This is a genomic window from Myxococcus sp. NMCA1 (genome assembly GCF_026810205.1).
In the GTDB taxonomy this organism is placed as follows: domain Bacteria; phylum Myxococcota; class Myxococcia; order Myxococcales; family Myxococcaceae; genus Myxococcus; species Myxococcus xanthus_A.
The window spans coordinates 2998665-3022404 of the sequence record NZ_CP113950.1 but is presented as its reverse complement, the minus strand read 5'-3'; the positions used below and the strand labels follow the sequence as shown (position 1 = coordinate 3022404).

19 protein-coding genes and 2 pseudogenes are annotated in these 23740 nt (G+C 67.8%); 8 read left to right on the top strand and 13 right to left on the bottom strand.

Features of this window, described 5'->3' with window-relative positions; all coding sequences use genetic code 11:
- Positions 1 to 31 precede the first annotated feature (31 nt).
- The 3 genes from OZ403_RS13070 to OZ403_RS13060 all read right to left on the bottom strand — a co-directional run bounded on the left by OZ403_RS13070 (position 32) and on the right by OZ403_RS13060 (position 2768).
- The gene (locus OZ403_RS13070) at positions 32 to 862 is read right to left on the bottom strand and encodes a phosphatidate cytidylyltransferase (RefSeq protein ID WP_140789959.1); all 831 of its coding nucleotides are present in this window, start codon (positions 860 to 862) and stop codon (positions 32 to 34) included.
- Complete coding sequence (locus OZ403_RS13065) at positions 859 to 1650, bottom strand: isoprenyl transferase (protein ID WP_140789957.1); 792 nt, start codon at positions 1648 to 1650, stop codon at positions 859 to 861. Before OZ403_RS13065 ends, OZ403_RS13070 begins: the two co-directional genes overlap by 4 nt.
- Before the next feature lie 164 nt (positions 1651 to 1814).
- Positions 1815 to 2768 (bottom strand): SDR family oxidoreductase, encoded by a 954-nt coding sequence (locus OZ403_RS13060; protein WP_268784340.1) that lies wholly within the window; start codon positions 2766 to 2768, stop codon positions 1815 to 1817.
- A 126-nt stretch (positions 2769 to 2894) separates the two neighbouring features.
- Here OZ403_RS13060 and OZ403_RS13055 point away from each other — a divergent pair, with 126 nt between their 5' ends.
- From OZ403_RS13055 to OZ403_RS13045, 3 genes are all read left to right on the top strand, one after another.
- Positions 2895 to 3926 carry a helix-turn-helix transcriptional regulator gene (locus OZ403_RS13055; protein WP_268784339.1) on the top strand — a complete coding sequence of 344 codons (1032 nt, stop codon included), beginning with the start codon at positions 2895 to 2897 and terminating at the stop codon, positions 3924 to 3926.
- A gap of 223 nt (positions 3927 to 4149) precedes the next feature.
- Positions 4150 to 4629 (top strand): hypothetical protein, encoded by a 480-nt coding sequence (locus OZ403_RS13050; RefSeq protein ID WP_201800935.1) that lies wholly within the window; start codon positions 4150 to 4152, stop codon positions 4627 to 4629.
- A gap of 574 nt (positions 4630 to 5203) precedes the next feature.
- On the top strand, positions 5204 to 6043 hold the full coding sequence (locus OZ403_RS13045; RefSeq protein WP_268784338.1) for a tetratricopeptide repeat protein: 840 nt from the start codon (positions 5204 to 5206) through the stop codon (positions 6041 to 6043).
- A 66-nt stretch (positions 6044 to 6109) separates the two neighbouring features.
- On the opposite strand, the pseudogene OZ403_RS39700 reads toward OZ403_RS13045, so the two are convergent.
- Together OZ403_RS39700 and OZ403_RS39695 are read right to left on the bottom strand one after the other, a co-directional pair.
- Positions 6110 to 6349, bottom strand: a pseudogene (locus tag OZ403_RS39700) (PEGA domain-containing protein); the annotation flags it as partial.
- A gap of 980 nt (positions 6350 to 7329) precedes the next feature.
- A pseudogene (locus OZ403_RS39695) lies at positions 7330 to 8239 on the bottom strand (serine/threonine protein kinase); the annotation flags it as partial.
- Positions 8240 to 8367: 128 nt separating this feature from the next.
- On the opposite strand from OZ403_RS39695, the gene OZ403_RS13035 reads away from it, so the two are divergent.
- Positions 8368 to 9510 (top strand): serine/threonine-protein kinase, encoded by a 1143-nt coding sequence (locus OZ403_RS13035; RefSeq protein WP_140789947.1) that lies wholly within the window; start codon positions 8368 to 8370, stop codon positions 9508 to 9510.
- Positions 9507 to 10457, top strand: coding sequence for an RluA family pseudouridine synthase (locus tag OZ403_RS13030; protein ID WP_268784336.1), 951 nt, complete (start codon positions 9507 to 9509; stop codon positions 10455 to 10457). Before OZ403_RS13035 ends, OZ403_RS13030 begins: the two co-directional genes overlap by 4 nt.
- A gap of 10 nt (positions 10458 to 10467) precedes the next feature.
- On the opposite strand, the gene OZ403_RS13025 is transcribed toward OZ403_RS13030, so the two are convergent.
- The gene (locus tag OZ403_RS13025; protein ID WP_140789943.1) at positions 10468 to 10881 is read right to left on the bottom strand and encodes a secondary thiamine-phosphate synthase enzyme YjbQ; all 414 of its coding nucleotides are present in this window, start codon (positions 10879 to 10881) and stop codon (positions 10468 to 10470) included.
- Positions 10882 to 10929: 48 nt separating this feature from the next.
- On the opposite strand from OZ403_RS13025, the gene dinB reads away from it, so the two are divergent.
- Positions 10930 to 12138 (top strand): DNA polymerase IV, encoded by a 1209-nt coding sequence (dinB, locus tag OZ403_RS13020; protein ID WP_140789940.1) that lies wholly within the window; start codon positions 10930 to 10932, stop codon positions 12136 to 12138.
- Positions 12139 to 12225: 87 nt separating this feature from the next.
- Here the strand turns inward: dinB and pcnB are convergent, their stop codons facing one another.
- The 7 genes from pcnB to OZ403_RS12985 all read right to left on the bottom strand — a co-directional run bounded on the left by pcnB (position 12226) and on the right by OZ403_RS12985 (position 21412).
- Positions 12226 to 13923 (bottom strand): polynucleotide adenylyltransferase PcnB, encoded by a 1698-nt coding sequence (gene pcnB / locus OZ403_RS13015; RefSeq protein WP_140789938.1) that lies wholly within the window; start codon positions 13921 to 13923, stop codon positions 12226 to 12228.
- Between the two features lie 404 nt (positions 13924 to 14327).
- On the bottom strand, positions 14328 to 15368 hold the full coding sequence (locus tag OZ403_RS13010; protein WP_140789936.1) for a phosphatase domain-containing protein: 1041 nt from the start codon (positions 15366 to 15368) through the stop codon (positions 14328 to 14330).
- Positions 15365 to 16402 (bottom strand): phosphate acyltransferase PlsX, encoded by a 1038-nt coding sequence (gene plsX / locus OZ403_RS13005; protein ID WP_140789934.1) that lies wholly within the window; start codon positions 16400 to 16402, stop codon positions 15365 to 15367. The genes OZ403_RS13010 and plsX overlap by 4 nt, the downstream gene beginning before the upstream one ends.
- 10 nt (positions 16403 to 16412) lie before the next feature.
- Complete coding sequence (locus tag OZ403_RS13000) at positions 16413 to 17699, bottom strand: MFS transporter (protein ID WP_140789932.1); 1287 nt, start codon at positions 17697 to 17699, stop codon at positions 16413 to 16415.
- Positions 17700 to 17793: 94 nt separating this feature from the next.
- Positions 17794 to 19821, bottom strand: coding sequence for an adventurous gliding motility protein GltC (gltC, locus tag OZ403_RS12995; RefSeq protein WP_442929772.1), 2028 nt, complete (start codon positions 19819 to 19821; stop codon positions 17794 to 17796).
- Complete coding sequence (locus tag OZ403_RS12990; protein ID WP_140789928.1) at positions 19818 to 20588, bottom strand: outer membrane beta-barrel domain-containing protein; 771 nt, start codon at positions 20586 to 20588, stop codon at positions 19818 to 19820. The genes gltC and OZ403_RS12990 overlap by 4 nt, the downstream gene beginning before the upstream one ends.
- Positions 20585 to 21412: an outer membrane beta-barrel domain-containing protein gene (locus tag OZ403_RS12985; protein ID WP_140789926.1), complete on the bottom strand. Its 828-nt coding sequence runs from the start codon at positions 21410 to 21412 to the stop codon at positions 20585 to 20587. Before OZ403_RS12985 ends, OZ403_RS12990 begins: the two co-directional genes overlap by 4 nt.
- A gap of 276 nt (positions 21413 to 21688) precedes the next feature.
- On the opposite strand from OZ403_RS12985, the gene cglC reads away from it, so the two are divergent.
- The gene (gene cglC / locus OZ403_RS12980) at positions 21689 to 22201 is read left to right on the top strand and encodes an adventurous gliding motility lipoprotein CglC (RefSeq protein WP_237078422.1); all 513 of its coding nucleotides are present in this window, start codon (positions 21689 to 21691) and stop codon (positions 22199 to 22201) included.
- A gap of 95 nt (positions 22202 to 22296) precedes the next feature.
- Complete coding sequence (locus tag OZ403_RS12975; protein ID WP_268784335.1) at positions 22297 to 23730, top strand: vWA domain-containing protein; 1434 nt, start codon at positions 22297 to 22299, stop codon at positions 23728 to 23730.
- Positions 23731 to 23740 lie beyond the last annotated feature (10 nt).

The window sequence follows — 23740 nt, the reverse complement described above, 5'->3', positions numbered from 1 at the left end:
CGAGCAGACGGGCAGCCGGAAGGGGCGGTCCCTAGGGCAGCAGGCCCCGGACGAACTGCACGTAGACGAACACCAGGGGCGCGTTGAACAGGAGCGCGTCGATGCGATCCAACACGCCACCGTGCCCGGGGATGAGGAAGCCCGAGTCCTTCACCCCGTAAGCCCGCTTCAGCATGGACTCACACAGGTCGCCCACCGGCCCCAGGATGCCGCCGGCGATGCCCAGCAGCACGCAGTCCCACACCGTGAACACGGGGAAGAAGAACTGCCGGGCAATGAACATACCGCCCACCGAGCCCAGCATGCCCCCGAAGAAGCCCTCCCACGTCTTGTTGGGGCTCACCTCCGGGTAGAGCTTGTGCTTCCCCAGGAACCGCCCGAAGAAGTAGGCGGCGGTGTCATTGGCCCAGGTGATGACCAGCGCGCAGATGACCCAGGCCATGCCGTGGTCGGGCAACAGGCGCAGCGCGGACACGGCCGTGAGGCCCACCGCGCCGTAGAGGAAGCCGTTGACCAGGTGCGCCGTGCGGGTGGGCGCCTCCGCCAGTGGCCCCTTGAAGAGGTGGTAGATCCACGCGAAGAACGCGAAGACGATGGTGAGCCAGAAGGCCGTCTCGCCCGTGCGCTCCGCGTCCCGCAACGGCAGGAAGGGCAACACCGCGGCGAAGGCCATTCCGACCCAGGAGGCCACCGTCAGGCGCTTCTGGACGATGAGGTAGTACTCACCCACGCACGCGGCGGCGGCGGCGCCCAGCAGGGCCGCGCTCCAGTAACCACCGAGGATCAGCAGCAGGAGGACCAGCGGCAGCAGTGTCACCGCGGAAACGACGCGGATGACGAGGTTTCGGTTCTTGTCGTTCACGCCTTGGCCTGCTGAGGAGCGTCCTCCCGCTGCACCTGTGCGGACGTGAGGCCGAAGCGGCGCTCACGCTGCTGGTACTGCGACACGCAGCGGAGGAACTCGTCAGTACGGAAGTCCGGCCACAAGGCGTCGGTGAAGCACATCTCCGCGTACGCCATCTGCCAGAGCAGGAAGTTGGACACGCGCAGCTCCCCACTGGTCCTCACCATCAGGTCCAACGGGGGCAGTCCCTGCGTCCAGAGGAACTGCTCGAAGTCGCTCTCCTCCAACCGTCCCGCCGCCAGTTCCCCACGCTCCACGGCCTCGGCCAGCCGCCGCGCCGCGTGGAGAATTTCCTCCCGCCCGCCGTAGGACAACGCCAGCGACAGCACCATGCCGGTGTTGTGCGCGGAGTCAGCCCGGAGCCGGTCCAGCGGATCACGCACGTAGCGCGGCAGCCGGTCCACGTCTCCAATGGCGTTGAGGCGGATGCCGTTGTCCATGATTTCGGAGCGCTCGCGCTCCAGATACTCCCGGAGCAGGTCCATCAATCCGGCGACCTCTTCCGCCGGACGTGCCCAGTTCTGCGACGAGAACGCGTAGAGCGTCAGCGCCTGGATGCCCAGACGGCGCGCGGTGCGCGTCACTTCACGCACACTCGACGTCGCCTCCCGGTGCCCTTCCAGCCGGGGCAGCCCTCGGGACTCCGCCCATCGCCCGTTGCCGTCCATGATGATGCCCACGTGGCGCGGCATCGGCCGGGCCTTGACGGCTTGTTCCAGGGTGGAAATCACTAAGGGGCGGTCCATGAAGCCGCGCACCCTAGCGATGCCGCCGCGCGCCGTCCACGGGCGCGTGCCCCAACCGTCACGGTCGGCCCTTGAACGGTCGCCCGGTGGCGGTGGGTGGCGCGCCCCGACAGAGGGCATGCATCATGTAGACAAAAGTAGGCAACCGTTCGCTCGGTGGCCTTTCAGCCCAGCGGCCAATCCGGGCTCGCCAACTCCATGGGGCCGTCACGCCAGGACATGTAGGCGTCCTCGTCCGCGACCCGGTACGGCCTGCCGAAGGCGCGCGCGAAGTAGTCGCCCCAATGCGGCTGGGAGCCGTCGGCGTCCGTGAAGCCGTACTCGCGGGCCAGGGCCCAGGAGCTGAAGACGCGACCGGCCTTGGCGCCCACGTTCGGATCCGCCGCGAGCGCCGCCACTGCCCGGCCCACGTAGGCAGGGCTCTCCGAGGCGATGAAGTGCGGATCCTTCGCCGCGCCCTCGCGCCAGTTCGCTTCCGTGACGCCGAAGTTCTCCAGCATCTCCTCGGAGCGGAGGAAGCCGGGCGTCAGCGCGAGCGCGGTGACCTTCGTGCGGCGCAGCTCCCGGGACATCCCGAAGGCGAGCCGGATGACGGACATCTTCACCAGGTCGTACCAGAGGTTGCCGCGGTAGCCGAACGTGTCCCCATCCGTGATTTCGACGATGAGCCCCCGCTCACCGCCCAGTAGGAGCGGCACGGCGTGGCGGCTGGTGAGCAGGTGCGTGAAGACGGCGCGCTCGAACATCTGCTGCCCCTTCGCGGCGGACTGTTTCCAGAACGCCGGGCCGAACTCGGTGAGTCCGTCGCCACCCCAGATGTCGTTCACCAGGATGTCGAGCCGCCCCTGCTCCCGCTGGATGCGCGCGCAAAGGGCCTCGACCTCCGATTCGACGGAATGGTCCACGCGGACGGCGATGCCCCGGCCACCCTTGGCGTCGACGATTTCGGCGGTCTCCTCGATGGTCTCCGGACGCGAGCCCGTCGCGGGCCGTCCTCGCACGCTGCGCCCGGTGCAGTACACGGTGGCGCCGGCCTCCCCCAGCATGGTGGCGATGCCGCGCCCCGCGCCTCGGGTGGCTCCAGCGACCAGGGCGACTCGCCCTTCGAGTGGCTTCATGGTGGGCACTCCTCCAAGCCCACGGGCGACCGTGGGCCGCAGTGGGTTCGTGTTCGCACCCTAGGCAGGGAATCCTGACATCCACTGTCATGATTCCTCGCCTAGACTTCGTTTTGGAACCTGCCCATGCGCGCCGACCGACTCGTCAGTTTGACGCTGCTCCTCCAGACACGCCCGAAGATGACGGCGGGCGAGCTGGCAAGGGAGCTCGATGTCTCCGAACGAACCATCCACCGGGACCTCGACGCGCTCTCCGGCGCGGGCGTGCCCGTGTATGCCACCCGAGGCGCCGCGGGAGGCGTGGCGTTGATGGAAGGCTGGCGTACCCAACTCACGGGCTTCACCCGGGCGGAGCTGCATGCACTGGCGGCCGTGGCAGCACCGGGGGCCCTGGATGACTTGGGCCTGACGTCGGCGCTGCGTTCGGGCCTGGTGAAGATGGCGGCCTCCCTGCCCGCACTCCAGCAACCCGCGCTGGAGTACGCACGCCAGCGACTTCACGTGGATGCGTCCTCGTGGTTTCCAGAACGCGAAGTCGTGCCTCATCTGGCGACGCTGCGCGACGCTGTCTGGCAGGACCGGCGTGTGTCGCTGACGTACCGGGACTTCGAAGGCAAGCCGAGCCGCAAGGTGGTGGACCCGTATGCGCTCGTCATCAAGGCGGACCGTTGGTACCTCGTCGCGAGCACGGGCGAGGATGAACCGCGTGTGTATCGAGGCTCGCGCGTCGACGGCGCACGGATACGCCCGGAGACCTTCATCCGGCCGGCGCGCTTCGACCTGCCCGCGTTCTGGAAGGCGTGGTGCTCACGCTTCGCGGAGAAGCGCGCGCAGTACGAAGTCACGCTGCGATTGACGTCGGAGGCGCTGGAGGCGCTGCGGAAAATTCGGCCGCGAGCGGAGGGTGCACGGCTGGATGCCGCGCCGCTCGCAGCCGATGGACGGAAGATTGTGGTCGTGGACTTCGAGCGGGAGTCGATTGCGTTCGGACAGCTCTGCGACGTCGGCACGGGTTTCGAGGTGCTCGCTCCGGAAGCACTACGAACGAAGCTTTTGAAGCTGGCGACGAGAATCCTCGCTTCACATGAAGGCGTCGCACCGAGGAGTGAGTCCGGGCGGCACACCCGCGCACGCGAACAGCGCCCATCAGACCCCTGAGAGCATCATCGGGTTCAAAGGACGTCGAGGCCCCACCTGCGCATCGATGACACTCCAAGCATTCGACATCGCTTCGTCTCTCAACAGGTTCATCGATTGCAGTCGTGTGCCGCCCCTATGCACACACCCCTCAGAGACTCCTGGACTTGTCACATCGCAGCGTTCCTGGTCGTAGGACTCGTCTTCACCGTTTGTGGTGATGACGGGCCGGAGCCAAGGGCCCGTGCCAGATACGGGCACTGAAAAGGATGCGGGCTCGGATGACGCGGGTGTGCCCGCCGCAGGCGGCAACGAGCCCGACGCGGGCCCTGAAGACGGCGGCGAGCCGGGCGCAGGGGAACCGGAATCGGACGCGGGCACTTCCTGTGAACCGTCGGCGACAGAACTTCTCGACAACGGCGAGTGGGACCCGCACTTCTCCATCGCGGGCGTATCCAGCATGGATGGCCACGTCCCGCACATCTACGACCTCGACAAGACGCCGTCGGGCGGCCTGCTGGCCACGGGGTACATCCGCTGGTTCGGCACGCAGGCGTCGACGCCGCTCATCCGTCGCCAGATCGGACAGTGGAAACCTGAACCCAGGACCTGGGCACAGGAGACTCCTGGCGGAGCAGGTTTCTCCGCCGTCGCAGTGAAGAACGACACCATGCTGGCGCTAGCGACCAACGACGTGTCCGGCGAGCGCAGCAGCGAGGTCTGAACTTCGTCGTCCAACGGCATTCAAGTCATTGGCCGTTTCACCGGCCTCGTGCGGAGTTGGTCGCGGACGGCATCGACGGGCACGTGCTCGCATTGGCGCTGCGTCCCGAGAACGACGACCCAGGCCGCCTCGCCTGCGTCGTCGCGGCGGACTTCACCCGCGCGGGCGAGATCCCGGCGCGCCGCATCGGCCCACTGGACCGGCACCGCTTTCGAGGCCCTGGGAGAGAGATTGAGCCCTCGCCCATCACGGTTGCATAGGGGCCCAGCGGCATCTCCGCGAGCACCAACCATGAAATGGACCTGAAAGGAAACTGAAACGCTGGACGAGGCGTGCGTGCATGGGCACGCCGCGTCCAGCTACAGGCAATTCAGTCATTCATGACAGCACGGGGTGTCACAACAGACTTCGCCACAAACCCAGCGCTTCGCTTCTTGTTCCTTTGACTGAGCCTGAAACCGCTTCCTGACCGCAACCTCGAAATGAACGGTCCCAAACCACATCACTTCAACGCTCGAGAAGGGCAACTTCGCCCACGTCCTCCCCGCGCCACGTATGCTAACAACGCCAGCCCATGAAAAGCAGATCTATCAGGAAGCACCAACCGTGGGCTTGGTTTCTAGGACTGACGCTCCTCGCGCCTGACTTGGCGCTTAGTCAGCCATCAGCAGCGCCGCCCAAAGAGACCTCGACGTCCAGCGCCACATTCCGGGCATACATCAGAGCAGCCGCACAACTGTACGAGGAACTCGAATACGAAGCGGCATTGAATGTACTGACCGTGGCGAGGACACAGGCTGCTTCTGAAGGCGAACTGGCTGAGACGGCGATCTATGAAGCCATCGTCCTCGCGGATTTAGGGCGTCGACATGAGGCAATCAAGGCCTTCGCGGAAGCGCTCCGACTGAATCCAGATGCCAAGCTTCCTGTCCGTGTCTCCCCCAAGGTCGTGAAAGACTTTGAGACCATCCAAGGACAAGCCCTTGCGGAGCAAGCACCTGCCCAGGCGAGCGCGAGCCCCCAGCCAAGTCCAGTCATCACAGACACTCCCACGCTTCCCCCGACTGACAGCCCGACGCCTTCTCTAACGACCGCAACAGCCTTGTCGGCCCCAGAGTCACCAACAATCCCTCTCGTCGAAAAGCCAACGCCCCAACAAAAACGTTCTGGCCTCAAACAAGTCCCTCTTGCACTGGTAGGAGCGGGCATACTGACCGGCAGCGTTGGCGCCTATTTGACCTCGCGTTCACAGAACAACTTCGACAAGGCCCACGACGCCACTGGACAGAGCCAGAGAATGACCTTGCAAGAAACAGCTCGGGCGCAGAACAAAGGAGCCATCGTCATGTACACTGCGGCGCTCGCGGCTCTCACAGGCGCAGCCATCACCCACATCCTAGACACTGACGAGTGACGTCAATCCCTTCAAAGCAGATGGACGAGGCCCTGCCCCACGCCCACTCGACCCGCTCGGCCTCCGTCACTCCGCATCGAGATTCAACTTGAACACCGTGGACTGGCCTGCCTTCACGTCAACGGCCCGAGTGACGTCTTTCCCCAGCTCTTGATTGACAAGCCGGAGGGTATGTCGGCCCGCCGGCACCTCAACGGAGTTGAGGGGCGTTTCACCCAGCATTCCCCCATTGAGATAGACAACCGCATAGGGCCGTACACGTAACTCCAGCCGGCCCTTCGCGACGACCGCGACCTTTCGAGGAGCGTTCCGCTCTTTGGGTTTGGGAGTCGCCAATGGCGGCGCTCTCAGAACAACTGGCTCGGCCCGCATTTCCTCGGGGACTGCAGCGTCCTTTGAAGGGCCAGCCGCATCGGCAATGCCCTCCTGCTTCATTTCGACCCCAGCGTCTTCCGGCGCGTCGACTGGCGATGGCTCAGGCACCACCTCGCGCTCAACCCGCTCAGCAACCTTGGCTTCTTCCTGAGGCACGGACTCCACAGGGGCCTCGGAAACCTGCGGCGTATCCACGAGTTCGGCTTTCTTCTCCTCACCACCAACCAGGACGAGGCCTACACCCAGCGCCAGGAGCATTCCCCCCACGCCTACAACCGGGACAGCCCACTTCTTCGCTCGCCCCGGCGCGAGGTACTCCGCACTTCGCGTATGGATGGCATCTTCCACATCCTCATCCACGATGGGGACAGGTGCCGAGGTGCCCACGCCTTTTGGAAGGAGCGCCGCGAGCGCCGCAATCTCCGCGTCCTTGTCCGTTCCACGCCCTTCCGTCGTAGAGCGCCTCACCGCGACGCGCAGACCAGTCCCCGGCAGAGAAACCGGGCGCGCTGCGGAATGCACTTCCTTTGCTTCAGGCGAAACACCGTGGAGAGCAAGACGAGGTCCGTCCAGCAGGGCCGGGGCCGCGGGCGTGGCGACACGCTCCGTACCGGGCCGCGGCGCGACGGACTCCGCATCCACAACCCTCACTGCGATGGGTAGCGACAACGCAGGTGCTGTCTGCTCCACGGGAGGATGGCCCACCTGGCTTCGCAGGGCTCGCGTGGGGATTGGCCTCGCAGGCGTCGTCACCTCGCCCGATGGAGGTGCCACCTTCGCCAATGCCTCTTGAGGCACGGGCGTCGTCGGCGACGTCGAGTCCAACGGCGACACCATGGAGGAGACAGGCACCTCGGAAGCGGGCGCTTTCGACTCCGCCTCCCTGGGGACTTTCGTCAAGCTCCCCGAGGTCAGCTCCGGCACCCACTGCGCGATGCGCTGGGCAATCTGATACGCGCCCACCGGCTCGCCAGTCGACAACACGAACCGCTCCAGGTCGTCCTGCAACGCCCGGCAGTCCGCGTATCGCCGCTCCCGATCCTTCGCCAGCGCCCTGTCCAGCACTTGCTGCAACGCCAGCGGCACATCCGGCCGCCGCTGCGACACCGGGATGAACGCCTCGAACAGAATCGCCTGCATCACGCTCACGTCCGTCGTCGCATCGAACGGACGCTTCCCCGTGAGCAGTTCGTACAGCACCACCCCGAGCGCGTAGACATCCACCCTCCGGTCCATGGCCTTCGCCTGGAGTTGCTCGGGCGGCATGTACGCCACCTTGCCCTTCACCACGCCCGTGAGCGTCCGGTGCCCCTGCCCCGCCACCTTCGCGATGCCGAAGTCCACCACCTTCACCGCGCCCTGCCGCGACACCAGGATGTTGTCCGGGCTCACGTCGCGGTGAATCAACCCCAGCGGTTCGCCCGTCTCCACGTCACGGAACTCGTGCGCGTACGCCAGGCCCTCCGCCGCGGCGGCCACCACCTTCGCGCAGAAGGCGGGGGGCAGCGCTTCCTCCGCGGCCCGCTTCACCAGCTTGCGCAGGTTCGGGCCGTCAATGAACTCCATGGCCAGGAAGAAGCTGCCCTCGGCCTCACCGAAGTCGAAAATCTGCACGATGTTCGGGTGCTCGAGCTGCGCCGCCAGCCGCGCCTCGCCCAGGAACATCTCTACAAAGGCCGCGTCCTCCGCCAGGTGCGGGAGGATGCGCTTGAGCACAAGCGTCTTCTCGAAGCCGCGTGGCCCCGCGGCCTTCGCCAGGAAGACCTCCGCCATGCCGCCTGACGCAAGCTTTCGCACCAGCTGGTACTTCCCGATTTGCATTGACTCGGGTTCTCCCAGGTTTGTCGGAAAAGTAAAACCACTTGCCGCCAGTTCTGCCGAGCGCCGAGCAATCAGGCGTTGTCAGCGTTGACCCTGACGTGACGTGGTCCGTAGGATTTCGGCATCCCATGCCCCCGAAGGTCATCGGTCCCTACCGCGTTCTTGAGACGCTTGGCAGTGGCGGGGCAGGAACCGTTTATCGGGCCCTGGACCGCCGCACCACCGACGAGGTCGCGCTGAAGCTGCTTTCAGCCGGCCCCGCGCGGGATGCTCGTGCCGCGCGCAGACTCGCCCGAGAGTTCGACACACTCGTAGACCTGTCTCACCCCAACGTCGTGAAGGTGTTCGAGTCCGGCGTGCACCAGGGCGTGCCGTACCTGGCCATGGAGCTCATCGAGGGCCTCACCCTCCGCCACTACCTCGACCTGAGCAGCGGCGACCGGAACACCCCTCCGGGCAGCCACACGCCGCGCAGCCCCTTGTCCGTCCTCCGGACCGCGGACGACGACTTCGGCCCCTTGAGCCGGAGCTTCTCCGATTCGATGGATGACTCGGACGACAGCCCGCATGACGGCACCTTCGGCCTGGAGGCCTTCGCGGAGGAGGCCCCCAGCGAGGACCTGGAGAGCTTCGCCGCCAGTGTCAGCCCGCACGTGGGCATCGGCTCGGATGATTCGCTGGAGGGCTTCGACCTGCCGCCCCCCATGCCGCGCATCCCGGAGCCCGAGGAGGAGCCGGGACGCGTGGTCCGCGAAGAGGACCTCAACCGGCCCGAACGCATGGGACGTCTCAAGGACGCCATGCTCCAGATTTGCGAGGCCCTGGCCTACATCCACGGCCACGGCCTGGTTCACCGCGACCTCAAGCCGTCCAACATCATGGTGGACGACGACCGGCAGGTGCGGCTGATGGACTTCGGGCTCGCCAAGTTCCTGGCGGACGACGCGGCCATCACCGAGGCCGGCAAGCTGGTGGGCACCTACCGGTACATGGCGCCGGAGCAGATTCTGGGCGAGCCCCTGGATGGACGCTCTGACCTGTACAGCCTGGGGGTCATCCTCTATGAGCTGCTCAGCGGGCGGCCCCCCTTCGACGCGAAGACGCCGCACGAGCTCTGGCGCCAGGTGCTGGAGACGGAGCCGCCCCCCGTGCTGGCGCTGAACCTACACGGGGACCCGCAGCTCGCGCGCGTCGCCCACCGCCTCATCCGCAAGGAGCCGGACGACCGGTTCCAGACGGCCGAGGAAGTCTACGAGGCCCTGTCCGAGTGAATCCCTCCAAGCTGCACACCCTCACCGTGGACGCCGACAAGGCGGGCCAGCGGGTGGACCTCTTCATTGGTGAAGCGCTGGGCCTGTCTCGCGCGCGGCTCAAGCGCCTCTTCGAGGCGGGCGCGGTGAAGGTGAATGGCCGCCCCGCGAAGAAGGGCCTCACGCTCACCGCCGGGCAGCACATCACCGTCGAGGTGGAAGAAGAGTCGCGCGAGGCCGTGCCCGACGCGGACTTCCCGCTCACCGTGCTGCACGAGGACGACTCGCTCGTGTTCGTGGACAAGCCCGCGGGCCGGCCGTCCCACCCCCTGCAGTCTGGAGAGACGGGCACGGTGGCCAACGCGCTGGTGGCCCGCTACCCCGAATGCGCCCAGGCCTCCGTGGACGCGCGCGAGGGTGGCCTGTGCCACCGGCTGGACGTGGAGACCTCTGGCGTCGTCGTGGCCGCGCGGACGCGGGACGCGTGGAACGCCGTGCGCGAGGCCTTTGGCAACCGCGCCGTGGACAAGCGCTATCTGGCGCTGGTGACAGGGCCCCTGACGGACGAGGGCGACATCGACCTGCCCCTGCGCCACCACCCCCGGCATCCGGACCGCGTGGAGCCCGCGCCCTATGGGGCCGAGGACGCCCGTGAGGCGGTGTCGAAGTTCACCGTGCTGTCGCGCTCGGGTGAGTTCAGCGTGGTGGAGGTGAAGATTCTCACCGGCGTGCTGCACCAGGTGCGCGCGCACCTCGCGGGCATTGGCGCCCCCATCGTCGGCGACGTCCTCTACGGCGGACGTGAGGCCCCGGAGCTGGGCCGCTTCTTCCTGCACGCCCGCTCACTAGGCCTGACGCACCCACAGACGCGGCGGAATATGACGGTCCACAGTCCCCTGCCCCCGGAGCTGCGCGCGGAGTTGGAGCGGCGTGGCCTGCCCCTGCCTCGCGGTGAGCAACGGGACTGAGGGCTTTCCACTATTCGCCCATCACCTTGATGATGACGCGCTTTCGGCGCTGGCCGTCGAACTCGGCGTAGAACACCTGCTGCCAGGGCCCCAGGTCCAGCTTCCCGCCCGTGACGGGGATGATGACCTGGTGGTGGACCAGCAGTGACTTGAGGTGGGCGTCGCCGTTGTCCTCGCCCGTGCGGTGGTGGCGGTAGTCGGGGCCGGCGGGCGCCAGGTGCTGGAGCCACTCCCAGATGTCTTCATGGAGACCGGGCTCGTCGTCATTGACGAAGACGCCCGCGGTGATGTGCATGGCGGAGACGAGGACCATTCCCTCCTGGATGCCACTCTTGCGCACCAGGGCCGTCACGGTGTCGGTGAGACGGACCAACTCCCGCCGCTGCGGTGTCTCGAACCACAGATACTCCGTCAGGCTCTTCATATCCGTATCCGCCAGGCGTCAGAGTGCCCCGCTAAAGTGACTCACACCATGCGAGCCATCATCCACGTGGACATGGATGCCTTCTATGCGTCCGTGGAGCAGCGGGACAACCCGGCCCTGCGGGGCAAGCCGCTCATCGTGGGCGGGCATGCCCAGCGCGGTGTCGTGGTCGCCGCCTCCTACGAGGTGCGCCCCTTCGGCGTGCGCAGCGCCATGCCCATGGCCCGTGCGACGAAGGCCGCGCCCCATGCGCTCGTCGTGAAGCCCCGCTTCGCCGCGTATGCGGAGGCCAGTGAGCAGGTGTTCGCCATCTTCGAACGCTACACGCCGCTCATCGAGCCACTGTCGCTGGACGAGGCCTTTCTGGACGTGACGGCGTCGGTGGGCCTCTTCGGCACGCCCGCGGACATCGCCCGGCGCATCCGCAAGGAGATTGCCGACGAGTTGAACCTTCCCGCCTCCGCGGGCGTGGCCACGGTGAAGTTCGTGGCGAAGATTGCCTCCGACCTCGCCAAGCCCAATGGCCAGCGAGAGGTGCGCGCCGAGGAGACGGTGGCCTTCCTCGCGGGCCTGCCGGTGTCGCGCCTGTGGGGCGTGGGGCCGAAGACGGAGGAGGCGCTCCGACTCGCCGGGCTGAAGACGATTGGCGACGTGGCGGCCCGGGAGCTGGACTGGCTGGAAGACAGGCTGGGCTCCAGCGGACGGCACCTGTGGGAGCTGTCCCAGGGCATCGACACGCGCGAGGTGGTGCCGGACCGGGCCGCCAAGAGCGTGGGCGCGGAGGACACCTTCGACGAAGACCTCGTGGGGGTGGACGCGCTCAAGCCGCACGTCCACGCCCAGGCCCTGCGCGTGGCCCGGCGGCTGCGGCGGGCGGCGCTGAAGGGCCGCGTGGTGCAGCTCAAATTGAAGTTCGCGGACTTCACGCTCATCACCCGGCGCACCACGCTGCGCGAGGCCACGGATGACGGGCAGACGCTCTACCGCGCGGCGCTGGAGCTGCTGGACAAGTCGCACCAGGGCAAGCCGCTGCGGCTCACCGGCGTCAGCGTGCAGTTGGACGAGGAGCCGCCCCAGTTGGGCCTCTTCCCCGCCGCCGCGCCGCGCACCGCGAAGCTGAACGCGGCGCTGGACAAGATTGCCGAGCGGTTTGGCAGCAAGGCCATCACCACCGCGGACATCGCCGGCAGCGAGGCCACCGACAGCGCCGAACACCGCTCCGAGCGCCCGGTGGACAAGGGCGGGCCCAAGGACTGAGGGCCCGGTACAGGTGGGGCCTCACGCCTGTTCGCGGAGCGGCCCCGCACCTGACGGCAGGGACTTCGACACGGACGCGACCTTGAGTCAGGCGTCGCCCGACTCGGAGGACGAACCGGCGCTCTCACCGGACGAGCCGTTTGCCGAGGGGCGGCGGCGGCGGCGGCGACGGCGGCGCTTGCGCTGGCCTCCCGCGTCGGACTCCTCGCCATCCGCGGCGGCGGCGCGAGGCTGCGGCACCTCGCCGGCCTTCCACGCCTCCAGTTGCTCGCGATTCTCGCCCGTGGCCTCCACCGTCATCTCGAACACGGTGAGGGCCTCGCTGAAGAGCGGGTGCCGCTTGAAGGCGGCGCTGCGACGACGGCGCTCACCGGACAGGGTGCGCTGGGCCAGCAGCAGCATGCGGCAGCGCTCGGCGATGCGGCGCGGCAGACGCGCGGACTGCACGAAGCCCGCGAGCAGGTCTTCCACCACCTGCGACACGGACGGGCGGCCCTCCTGCGACTCCTCGGGCCCCGTCGAACGGCTGATGGGAATCAGCAACATCGCCAGGAGGATGGCGTCGTCCAGCGCCTCGCCCGCGGACACGCGCTGGTCCAGCGACTCCGCGAAGGCGTAGAACGTCTTCTCCCCTTCCTTGCCGTGCTGCTTGAGGTACGCGTTGACGGGCGGCAGGAGGATTTTGAGCGCGTCCAGCGCGTCCAACAGCTTCAGCGCCGGCGCGGACACACCGCCGCGGATGAGGCGGAACGTCTCCTCCAGCAGGCGCGCGGGCGCGCAGCGGGGCAGGTCCTCCACCGCGCCTTCCATGGCCGCGTACGTCCGCGACTCGATGTCCAGGCCCAGCTTCGCCGCGAAGCGCACCGCGCGCAGGATGCGCACCGGGTCCTCGCGCATGCGCACTTCCGGGTCGCCAATGGTGCGGATGAAGCGCTCATCCAGGTCACGGCGGCCACGGACGTAATCGATGACCCGCCCTTCGGCCACGTCGTAGAACAGGCCGTTGATGGTGAAGTCACGGCGGCGCGCGTCCTGCTGCGCGGTGCCGAAGACGTTGTCGTGGGTGATGAGCAGGTCCTCACCGTCCCCCTCATCCTCACCGCCGTTGGGCGCGGGCTCCAGCTCCGTCGGATTCGCACGGAAGGTGGAGACCTCGATGATCTTCCCGCCCTTGAAGTAGACGTGCGCCAGCCGGAAGCGCCGGCCAATCAGGCGGCAGTTGCGGAAGATGCCGCGCACCTCGTTGGGCGTCGCGCTGGTGGCGATGTCGAAGTCCTTCGGCTTGCGCCCCAGCAGCAGGTCACGCACGCAGCCGCCCACCATGTACGCCTGATGGCCGTGCTGGTGCAGGCGGAGCACCACCTTGAGGGCGTCCGGGTCCAGCTCGTCGGGGTCGATTTCCGCCGGCTCGCCGGTGGGCCGGACGTGGGGCGCGTGCAGCGCGCGCTCATCGGGCGTCGGCTCCGGTTCGGGCTCCAGGACGATGGGGACGTCCTCGGCGTCCTCGCCCCGGGCCTCGGCGGCGTCCTCGGCCTCGGCGGCGGCCAGCGCGGCCTCGGCGCCCAGGACGGCGTCGTCCAGGCCCGAGTCGGCCAAGTCTACCTCGTCGTCATCATCCTCGTCGTCCTCGTCCTCGGCATCCGCGTAAGCGGGGGCCGGAGGCGGCTCGGCGGGGGTGGCGGCTTGAATCGTGGGGGTTTCAGTGGGGGCCTGCGCATCGGCGGCCACGGGCTTGGAGGCGCTGTCCTCTTCAGGGTGCGCCGACAGCTCCAGCTGGGAGTTCATGGGAACCTCTTGTTCGCCGCGCTCGAAAGTCCCTGCCGCCTCGGAAGAGGCAACCTCGCGCGCGTCATTCTCGGGCGCAGGTGGCAGCAGACCGCCGGCAGGCGGCGTCTCAGTCAAATCTCGCGTCATCAGCCAGGGACACCCCATCGGGGCGCTTGAAGGCCTGCCGTCTATACCGCATCCTCCGGGTAGGGAGTAGCGATGGACGACATTGTTGTCGGATGTCACCGGGCAGCGGGCTCCCCCGCCCGCTTTCCTGCTCCCAACCAGGGGACAGGGCACGCGCGAAGCGTGGGGGCCGCGGGCCTGTGTCCTGTATCAACACAACGTCCGCTGGAAACGTTCTGGGGACGGCCCGCGCGGGGAACGCCGGCCCACCCGAGGGGCAGCCGGGCGGCCTTCCCCTACTGCGGCTTGGTGCGGCCCTTGTGGTTCCGGGGCAGCGCGTGGTGGATGAGGGACACGTAGTCCACCGCCTGAACGGGCGGGGGTGGCGGCGGCGTGCCCAGCGCGGCCAGACGCTTGCTGAAGGCGGCCAGGATGTCCGGCATGGGCCGCATCGCCGCGAGCAGCTTGTTGGGCCCCTCCAGCGCCTGGGACAGCGCCACCGCCGCCTGCTGGAGCGGCAGCCCGCGCCGCAGCAGGTCCTGGAACGAGTTGGACAGGGTGATGATGTTGTGGCCCGCCGTCTGCACCATCTCCACGGCGATTTTCAGCACCTGCGGCGCCGTCAGGTGGCCGTCCGCCAGCAGCACCAGCGCGGCCTGGAAGTAGTTGAAGATGGGCACCACGCGCGGCCCGTAGGCCGTGAAGTGCGCGGGGGGCGTCAGCTTGTCCAGGTGGATGAAGATGCGGCGCACCGGGTCGCCCACGGGAATCTTCTTCCACGCCTCGCGCACCCGCAGCGCGTCGTCCGGGTACACCCCGCCCGCCTCCAGCACCTGTGACAGCACGCGCTCGTCCACGCGGCCCGCCACCAGGTCCGCGAAGAGCGAATAGATGAACGCGTCCGCCTCCGCGTCGTCACCGAAAAGGACCTCCTCCGCCTCCACCGGCGCGTGCACCCGGCTCTCCAGGATGGCGGGCAGCTTGTAGCCCACCTGCCCGCGCAGGGCCCGGAAGCGGCCGCGCAGCAGGTTGCCCACGTTGTCCTTGAGGACGAACTCGTCCCAGCGCACGCCGTCCAGCTTGAGCTTCTCCTCCAGCACGGCCCGCATCTGCTTCGGACTGCCGGAGACGATGCACAGCCGCGAGTCCCCGTTCTCCGACAGCTCGCGGATGAGCGCGCTGGCCCCCGGCACGGCCACCTTCTGGTGGGCCTTCTGGAACGCCGTCCGCACCAGGTCACGGAGCGAGTCGAACTCCGTCTGGAGGTACGTCTTGTCCAAATCCCAGCGGTAGATTCGCCGGGGCGGACGCGGGTCGATGCGGTCCGGCAAGCTCACTTCTTCAGGCCTTCCCGGATGGCGGCGCCCAGGTTGTTCGACACCACCTTCGCCGCGACCTTGCCCGCGTTGGCGATGGCCCGCGACTTCGAACGCCCGTGTGCCTTGATGAAGATTTTATCGAACCCCAGGATGGGGGCCCCGCCGTACTGGTTCCAGTCGGTGATGTCCTTGATGCGCTGGATGCCGCTGGACAGCATCGCGAGCCCCGCGCGCCATCGCAGGCTCTCCTTGTAGGCGTACTGGGCCAGCTCCACCACCGTGTCGTGGACGCCCTCCAGCATCTTCAGGCAGACGTTGCCCACGAAGCCGTCGGTGACGATGACGTCCGCGGTGCCCTTCGGGATGTCGATGCCCTCCACGTTGCCGATGAAGTGGATGTCCTTCATCTCCGACAAGCGGGCATGGGCCTCCACCACGCGGGGCGGGCCCTTCTGCGGCTCAATGCCGTTGGACAGGAGCGCCACCTTGGGGCGCTCGTTCTGGGAGATGATGCGCGCGTAGGCGGAGCCCATCACCGCGAACGTCACCAGGTCATCCGCGGTGGCCTCCACCGTGGCGCCCACGTCGAGGATGAGGGAGAACGGGTCGCCCTTCGCGCCGCGCACCGAGCGCGTCGGGTACACCGTGGCCAGCGCCGCACGCCGCACCCCGGGGATGAGCTGGAAGTGCCGGGCACACGCCAGCACGCCCGCGCCCGTGTTGCCCGCGGACACCAGCGCCTGCGCCTCGCCCTCCGCCACCAGCCGCGCGGCCACCGCCACGGACGCGTTCGGCTTGCGCGCCAGCGCCTCGCCGGGCTTCTCGTCCATGCCGATGAAGTCCGCCGCGTGCTGCACGGAGATGCGCTCGCCGTTGTGCTTCGTCTCCGCCAGCGCGTCGTCGATGAGGGTGCGGTCCCCCACCAGGAGCGTGTGGATGTGGGGGGACTCGAGCGACAGCATCGCCGCTCCCCGGACCACCTCGCCCGGGCCGTGGTCCGTTCCCATGACATCGAAGGCAATCGTCACTGGCTGCGGCTGCGTCCCCACCATGTCCTCCATCTTAGGACCTTTGCTCGGCCCCCGCGCCTGCCATTCTCGCCTGGGCCACCAGGGACAATCCCAGGAGCCCCGCCAACGCCACCATTCCCGCCGCCGTCCCGTACGGGGCCGCGGGCCCCATCCGGGTGAAGAGCCAGCCGCCCAGCGCCGGCCCCAGAATCCGCCCCAGCGAGCCGAAGGCCTGGTACGCCCCCAGCACCGCCCCCAGCCGCTCTGGCGGGGCATGCAGTGATACCAGGGCGGACAGACACGGTGTCACCAGCGCCGACCCTACCGCCAACAACCCCATTACCGGGAACAGCCACGCATAGTCCGGCGCCACGGGCAACAGGCCCAGCCCCACCGCCGTCAGTCCGAAGCCCGCCGTGGCCAGCAGCGCCTCGCGCCCCGGCCTGCTCCCGGGCCCACCCGTCAGCCGGCGCACCAGGCCCCCCTGCACACCCGCGGAAATCACCCCGATGGCCGCGAAGAGCCACCCGGAGCGCAGGCTGGCCTCGCGCAGCACGTCCAGGTCCGTCACCGCCGCCCGGAGGAACAGCCCCCCTTCCTGGAGCGGCACCGGCCCGGACGACAGGAAGCGCGTCAGCAGGTAGACGGAGAAGGTGCCTTCCATCTGCGCGAAGGCGGTGGTGAACACCAGCATCAGCACCAGGCAGCGCCCCACCACGGGCAGGCTCATGGCCAGCGTGGCGCCCGTCAGCGTGCGCGCGTGCCCTTCCCCCGGGCGCCCCTCCACCCGCGTCTCCGGCAGGAAGAAGTACGTGCCCGTCAGGTTGATGGCCACCAGCCCCGCCGCGAACAGACCGATGGCGAGGTTGCCGCCCCAGGCGCCCAGGAAGCCGCCCAGCGCCGGTCCCAGCACGAAGCCCAGCCCGAAGGCCGCGCCAATGACTCCCATGCCCCGCGCCCTGTCCTTCGGCGTGGTGATGTCCGCCACCACGGCCTGTGCGGTGGAGATGTTGCCACCGGAGATGCCGTCGATGACACGCGCCAGGAAGAGCAGCGGCAGCGACTGCGCGAAGGCGAACAGTAGGTACGCCAGCAGCGAGCCCACCTGACTCACCAGCAGCACCGGCCGGCGGCCGTACCGGTCGCTGAGCCGGCCCATCACCGGGGCCGACACCAGCTGCATCAGCGAGAAGACGGAGATGAGCAGCCCCACCGTGAAGGGAGAGGCGCCGAACCGCACGCCGTACACCCCCAGCTGGGGAATCAGGATGCCGAACCCGATGAGGTCCAGCGCCACGATTCCGAAGACGACACGGAGTGACGCCGCCCGCCGCACCACCAGTTGCCCCTTTGCGCAAAAAAGAAAACCGCCGGAGCGCGAAGATAGCGCTCCGGCGGCTGGAATGGGGGAGAAGTCCCCGGCCAGAGGGGCTTTACATCGCCTCGGCGGACTGGACGCGCCGGTTGGCGGTGTCGCGCTCGATGCAGCCCTTGGTCATCGTGTACTGGTAGGTGCCCAGCTCGTCACGCCAGTACTCGCCCTCGTACGGCCAGTAGAGCTGGTCGTCCTGCACGGCGACGGAGTACTTGTACTTCTTGACGATGGCCGTGCGGCCGCCCGCCTTGAGCTGCTCCTCCAGGAACTCCTTCTCCTTGGTGGTCGTCTCGAACTTGATGCGCAGGCCGTTGGCCAGCAGCTGCTTGAGCGCCACCAGCTCCGTCTCCAGCTTGCCCTTAGCCATGGTGCCGGCCTTGGAGATGAGCGCCGTGCGCTGCACCTTGAGCCCCTCCAGCAGGGACTTGCTCAGCTCGGAGTACTTGAAGGTGTCCGCCCGGTTCGCGAAGGCGTCCATCTCCGCCTCCAGCTCGAGGATGGAGTCGTTCGTCTTGCGCAGGTCCTGGTCGGTCAGGGCCAGCCGGAGGATGCGCTCCAGGATGACGTCCGTCTCGTTCTTCTCCAGGCCGTCCTTGTTCTTCTTCTGCACGTCGGACAGCACCGAGTAGTACTCGCTGGCCTCCATGTTCTTCTTCACCAGCGCCTCCAACTGGTCGTGCACGGGCAGGTAGGTGCGCTCGAAGTCCTGGAGGATGATGTTGGACTCCCGGTAGCGGCAGTTCTCGTAATAGATGACCGCCTTCAGGATGAGCGCCTCCGGGAAGTACTCCTCGCGGAAGAAGGGCGACGACAGGGTGATGAGGCTGCCCAGCGCCTGCTCGTACTGGCCCACTCGGTAGTTGGCCCAGCTGGACTCGAAGAGAGCCTCCAGCCACTGGGTGTTCCCGCGCTCCACCTTGCCCAGGTAGAAGAGCGCGAAGCGGTTCTGCTGCATGCCGTAGTGCGTACGGGCCAGCTGCATGAAGGCCAGCTCACGCAGCGACTTGTCCAGCTTCGCCTGGTCCGCCGTCTTGCCCGGCGCCGGACGCGTGAGGCGGACCACTTCCTTCATCGCCTCGATGGCCGCCAGCATCTCCCCGTTGGCGCGCTTGGCCGCCGCGTCCTTCTGACGGCTGCCGTTGCGGAAGGAGGACAGGCCCTCCAGGTACTTGGCGCGGGGGAAGAACGCGTCGGTGCGCGGAATGGTCAGCGCCAGCCGCTTCACCTCCGAGAAGCTCTTGTCCGCCTCCTCGGGCTGCCCCACCTGGTCCAGCGCGCGGCCACGCACGAAGTGGTAGCGCGCCAGCAGGTAGCGGAACTCGTTGCGGTACTTCTCGGGGAACTCCTGGTTCGCGTGGCGGGCAATCTCGTCGAGGATGACCGTCTCGTTCTTCGTCTTGCGGCTGATGAAGAAGAGCCACTCCAGGCTCGTCTTGAAGAACTTGGTGGACGGGCCCAGGGAGAGGATCTTGGAGAACTCGCCCAGGGACGAGTGGTACATGCCCATGCGGTAGAGCGACTTGGCCAGCACGTAGCGCGCCTCGGTGTGCAGGCCCGCCAGCTTCGGGTCCTCCAGCAGCTCGTGCGCCGCCATGGAGGCCTTCTCGTACTCGTCGTTCTTGAAGAGGCTGACGGCCACGTCCAGGCGCTGGCGGTCCGCCGTCTTGCCAGAGACGTCCACCGCGTCGAAGGACATGGTGGGCGCGGCCGGCTTGGGCGCCTCCTGCGTCAGGTCCAGGCCCATGCCCATGCTCCCGGTGTTCGCGGGAGGCGAAGCCGGGGTGGGCGCGGGCGTGGAAGGGGTCGCCGCGGGTGCCGTCTCCGCGGGAGACACGCTCGTGGGCGCCTCGCTGGAGGAAGCCGCGGCGTCATCGTCGTCCGCGTCCTCGTCCTGCACCGGCACGGACTTCGCCTTGTCGGCGCGGCTCTTGCGGGTGGGCTTCTTCTTCTTGGGGGTGGTGCGCTTCTTCTTCTTGGACTGGCCGGAGAGGTCCAGGCCCTCGAAGTTCTGCGCGTAGATGGGGGCCGTCCACGCGAGCGACAGCCCGAGGACGGCGACACGGATGAGCCGGAAGGAGCGCATCATGACTCGGACCCGAAGAAGAAGGAGACACCCAGCTCGAACAGGAGCTGGTTGCGCAGGTAGTTGCCGGAGACCTCGGTGCCCTTCTCCACGTAGATGAGGTCACGCAGCTCCGTGCGCAGCGTGATCCACCGGTTGAGGAAGAAGCGCGCGCCCACGCCCAGGTTGGCACCCGGCGTGAGGTAGTTCTGCGCCTCCGCGCCCAGCGAGTCACCGGGGCCGCGGTACTGAACCACCGAGGCGCCCGCGATGCCGTAAAGGTCGAAGTGGACGAAGGTCTCCGCCAGCAGCGACACCTTGCCGTAGATGGGCGCCCACTGGACGTCCGCGCCACCCAGCAGCTTGATCTGCCCTGGCGCGTTCCCGTCCAGTTCGTTGAGCGTGGGCGGCACACAGCCGCGCGAGGAGCCCTCGCCGCCGTCCCCGAACGTACACTTCTGCGCCGCGCCGGCCACCGTGTTGATGGCGTAGCCCACGCGCAGGCTGACACCCAACGTCTCCATGGGGTGGTACGTCAGCGTGCCGCCGAAGATGTACTTGCTGTAGAACGCGTCGCGCAGCGACAGCGTCGCGGACGGGCTGAACTCGAAGCGGCCCTTCTTGAGGAAGACGTGGCCGGAGACCGGCCGGACGCGCTCGCGCAGGGGCCCGAGCCGGTCCTTGTCGACCTCCGACACGTCGCCGGCCTCCGCCTCTTCGGTGGTCTGGGCGGAGCCCAGCACGGGCGCCGTCAGACAGAGGGCGAGGAGCACACGGAAGAAGCGCTTCATTCCGAGTCCCTCCCCGTCGACTTGAACGGCAGGAACAGCGAGATGCCTGCGTTGAGCGTCATGACGTTCTGGACGGCGCCCTTGCTGCTACCCAGGGGCTGATCCACATAAGAGGTGTTGATGAGGGCCACGTTGACGGCGATGTAGTCCTGAGCCACGAAGCGCATGCCCAGGCCCAGGTCAGCAGCCGGGTTGAGGCCTCGCCCCTGCAGCGCCGAGGTCTCCGTCCTCACCACGCCCGCGCCGGCCAGCAGGTAGCCGTCGAAGTGGAGGATGGAGTTGAGGAACGCCACCTTTCCGTAGATCGGGCTCCACTCCACGTCGCCCATCGCGGACCACTGGGGCACCGAGTAGTAGATTTTGCTGTTGAAGGTCCGCTTCGCGGTGCGCACGTCATCCGACGGCACCACCTGCATCAGCGAGGCCCGGGCGGAGATGGCCAGCGTGTCCGCCAGGTAGTAGGCGCCCCGGACCGACAACCCCACCTTCGAATAGAAGGGGTCGTTGACCGAGAGGCTCACCAGTGGCGTCAGCTCGAAGCGGCCCTTCTTGAGGTAGACCTTCCGCTGGACGCTCTTCACCCGGTCTTCCTGGGTGATGTCCGTCAGCGGCAACTGCGGATCCGCTTCCAATGGCTCGTCCGCGGGGCGGGACGCCGCGGCCGGTGTGGCCTCCTCCACCGGAGGAGGCGCGGGTGATTCTGCATCCTGCGATGACTCGGCCTGCGACTCGTCGGTGAGGTCGAGTCCCATGCCTTCCTGGCTCTGGGCGGATGCCAGTGCGGGCACCAGACACAGGGCGAGCAGCAACTTGGGGCGGTTCAAATCCGGAGGCTCCGTGAGGGAGGGGGGCGTAACTGCCACCGGGGGTTCAGCGCGACTCTCGGCTTCCACATCCTATCGGTCGTATTCCCAACCATCAACCGCGCTGAGCAAGCCAGGTTACCGCCTATCCCTCCGGTATTCCTTCACAATTCCACCCGCCGTACCGCCGTACGGGGACGTTGGTGTTCCAGGGGGCTGTGCTACCCTCCCGAGGCTCGCGGGCCCCGAGGTCCCGTGCCCCATCCCCCCTTTGTAGAGGTCAGAGCTCCCATGAAGATGTTCGTGCGAACCGCCCTCATGATGTCCGCCGCGCTCCTGTTGGGTGGCTGTGAGGTGGCCAGCGAGATTGGCAAGCCCTGCACGCTGGTGCGCAAGGCGACCCCCGAGGAGTCGGCGGCCAACAACAACTCCGCAACCATGCCCATCCTGGAGCGGGAGATCGCTAGCCAGCAGGACTTCATCTCGTTCGGGTCCGTGAACTGCGAGGATCTGATCTGCGTTCGGGACCAGGACTACCCTCGGGCCCTCAATGAGGATGGATCACTGAACGAGAATGCTCCGGCGATGGGCTACTGCAGCAAGCCCTGCGTCGAGGGCGGCTCGTCCTGCGACGTGACGGACACCGACGACGTCAATCCGGACCTGCCTGGCCGGATGTCGTGCCGCCCGATGCTTCTGGATCAGGACACGCTGGATGCACTCCGCTCGGCGGATGAGGCCTTCTACCGGCGGACGTTCGGCGAGAACAACTCGCCCTTCTTCTGCGCCGGCGCGCTCATCCCGGGTTGACCCACCCGACACTTTTCGCGCGGAGGGGTAGACCTTTCCGCGCGACTGGTTCGTAAAGGGAGGGCCCTCGCTGTTTCCGCAAGGAGCCCTGCCTCATGAACCGTACGGTCGTCTTCCTCAGTCTGGCTGGCGGTCTCGCGCTCACCGCATTGGTGCTGGGACTGCCCCAGATGGGCACCCCGCCCCCGCCGGAGCCGATCGTCGTCGTCCACCCCGCTCCACCGCCGCCCGTCCCGCCACCGCCCGTCGTGCCCGCCACGGTGGGCTCGCTGACGCTGACGAGCCGGCTGTCCCATCCGTACGTCCCCGCGGGCACCTCCGAGGTGTTCGCCACCTTCGACCTGTCGGGCGCGCAGGTGCCGGGGGCACAGCGAAGCCCTGTCAATCTGGCGCTCGTCATCGACCGTTCGGGCTCCATGAGCGGCTACAAGCTGGCCCAGGCCAAGCAGGCGGCGCGGCACCTCATCGGGCTGCTGAATGACCAGGACCGGCTGGCCATCATCCACTACGGCTCGGACGTGAAGAGCCTGCCGTCCCTGGAGGCCACGGCCGCCAACCGCGAGCGGATGTTCCAGTACGTGGACGGCATCTGGGACGAAGGCGGCACCAACATCGGCGCGGGCCTGTCCGCCGGGCGCTACCAGCTGTCCACCGCGCAGCGGACGTACGGCGTCAACCGCCTCATCCTCATGAGCGACGGCCAGCCCACCGAGGGCCTCACCGCCGACGAGGAGCTGACGCGGATGGCGCGGGAGCTGCGCGCCACCGGCCTCACCCTGAGCGCCATTGGCGTGGGCACCGACTTCAACGAGGACCTGATGCAGGCCTTCGCCGAGTACGGCGCCGGTGCCTACGGCTTCCTGGAGGACGCCGCCCAGCTCTCCACCCTCTTCCAGAAGGACTTGCAGCAGGCCGGGACGACGGTGGCGCGCGGCGTGACGATGACCTTCACCCTGCCTCCCGGCACGTCACTGGGCGAGGTGCTGGGCTACCGCGCCAGCCAGTCCGGCAATCAGGTGCACGTGTCGCTGCCCGACTTCTCCGCGGGCCAGTTGGAGCGCGTGGTGGTGCGACTCAACGTCACCGGGGACACGGTGGGGCGGACGGCGCGCGTGGTGGACCTGAAGCTGGCGTACACGGACCTCATCCGCGACGCGGAGGTGGCCAACGAAGCCTCGCTGTCCGCGGTGGTGACCAACCGGCGTGAAGAGGTGCTCGCCCGCCAGGACCGCGAGGCCACCGTCTACGCCGCCCGGGCGCGCAGCGCCGTCAACATGCAGAAGGCGGCCGAGGCCCTGAGCGAGGGACGCAAGGACGAGGCGAAGCTCTACCTGCAACGCAACCAGGCGCTCTTCGACGAAGCCAGCGCGGTGTCCGGCAGCGCCGCGGTGGCGGCGGACCAGGCCGAACAGCGGGCCGTCATGGACGAGTACGACAGCGCGGAGGGCGAAGAGGCCCGGCGCTCGCTCGTGAAGAAGAGCAAGGTGAAGGCGCTCAAGAGCTTCGGCAAGCTCGGCTCCACGTACTGAGAGTCGCGCC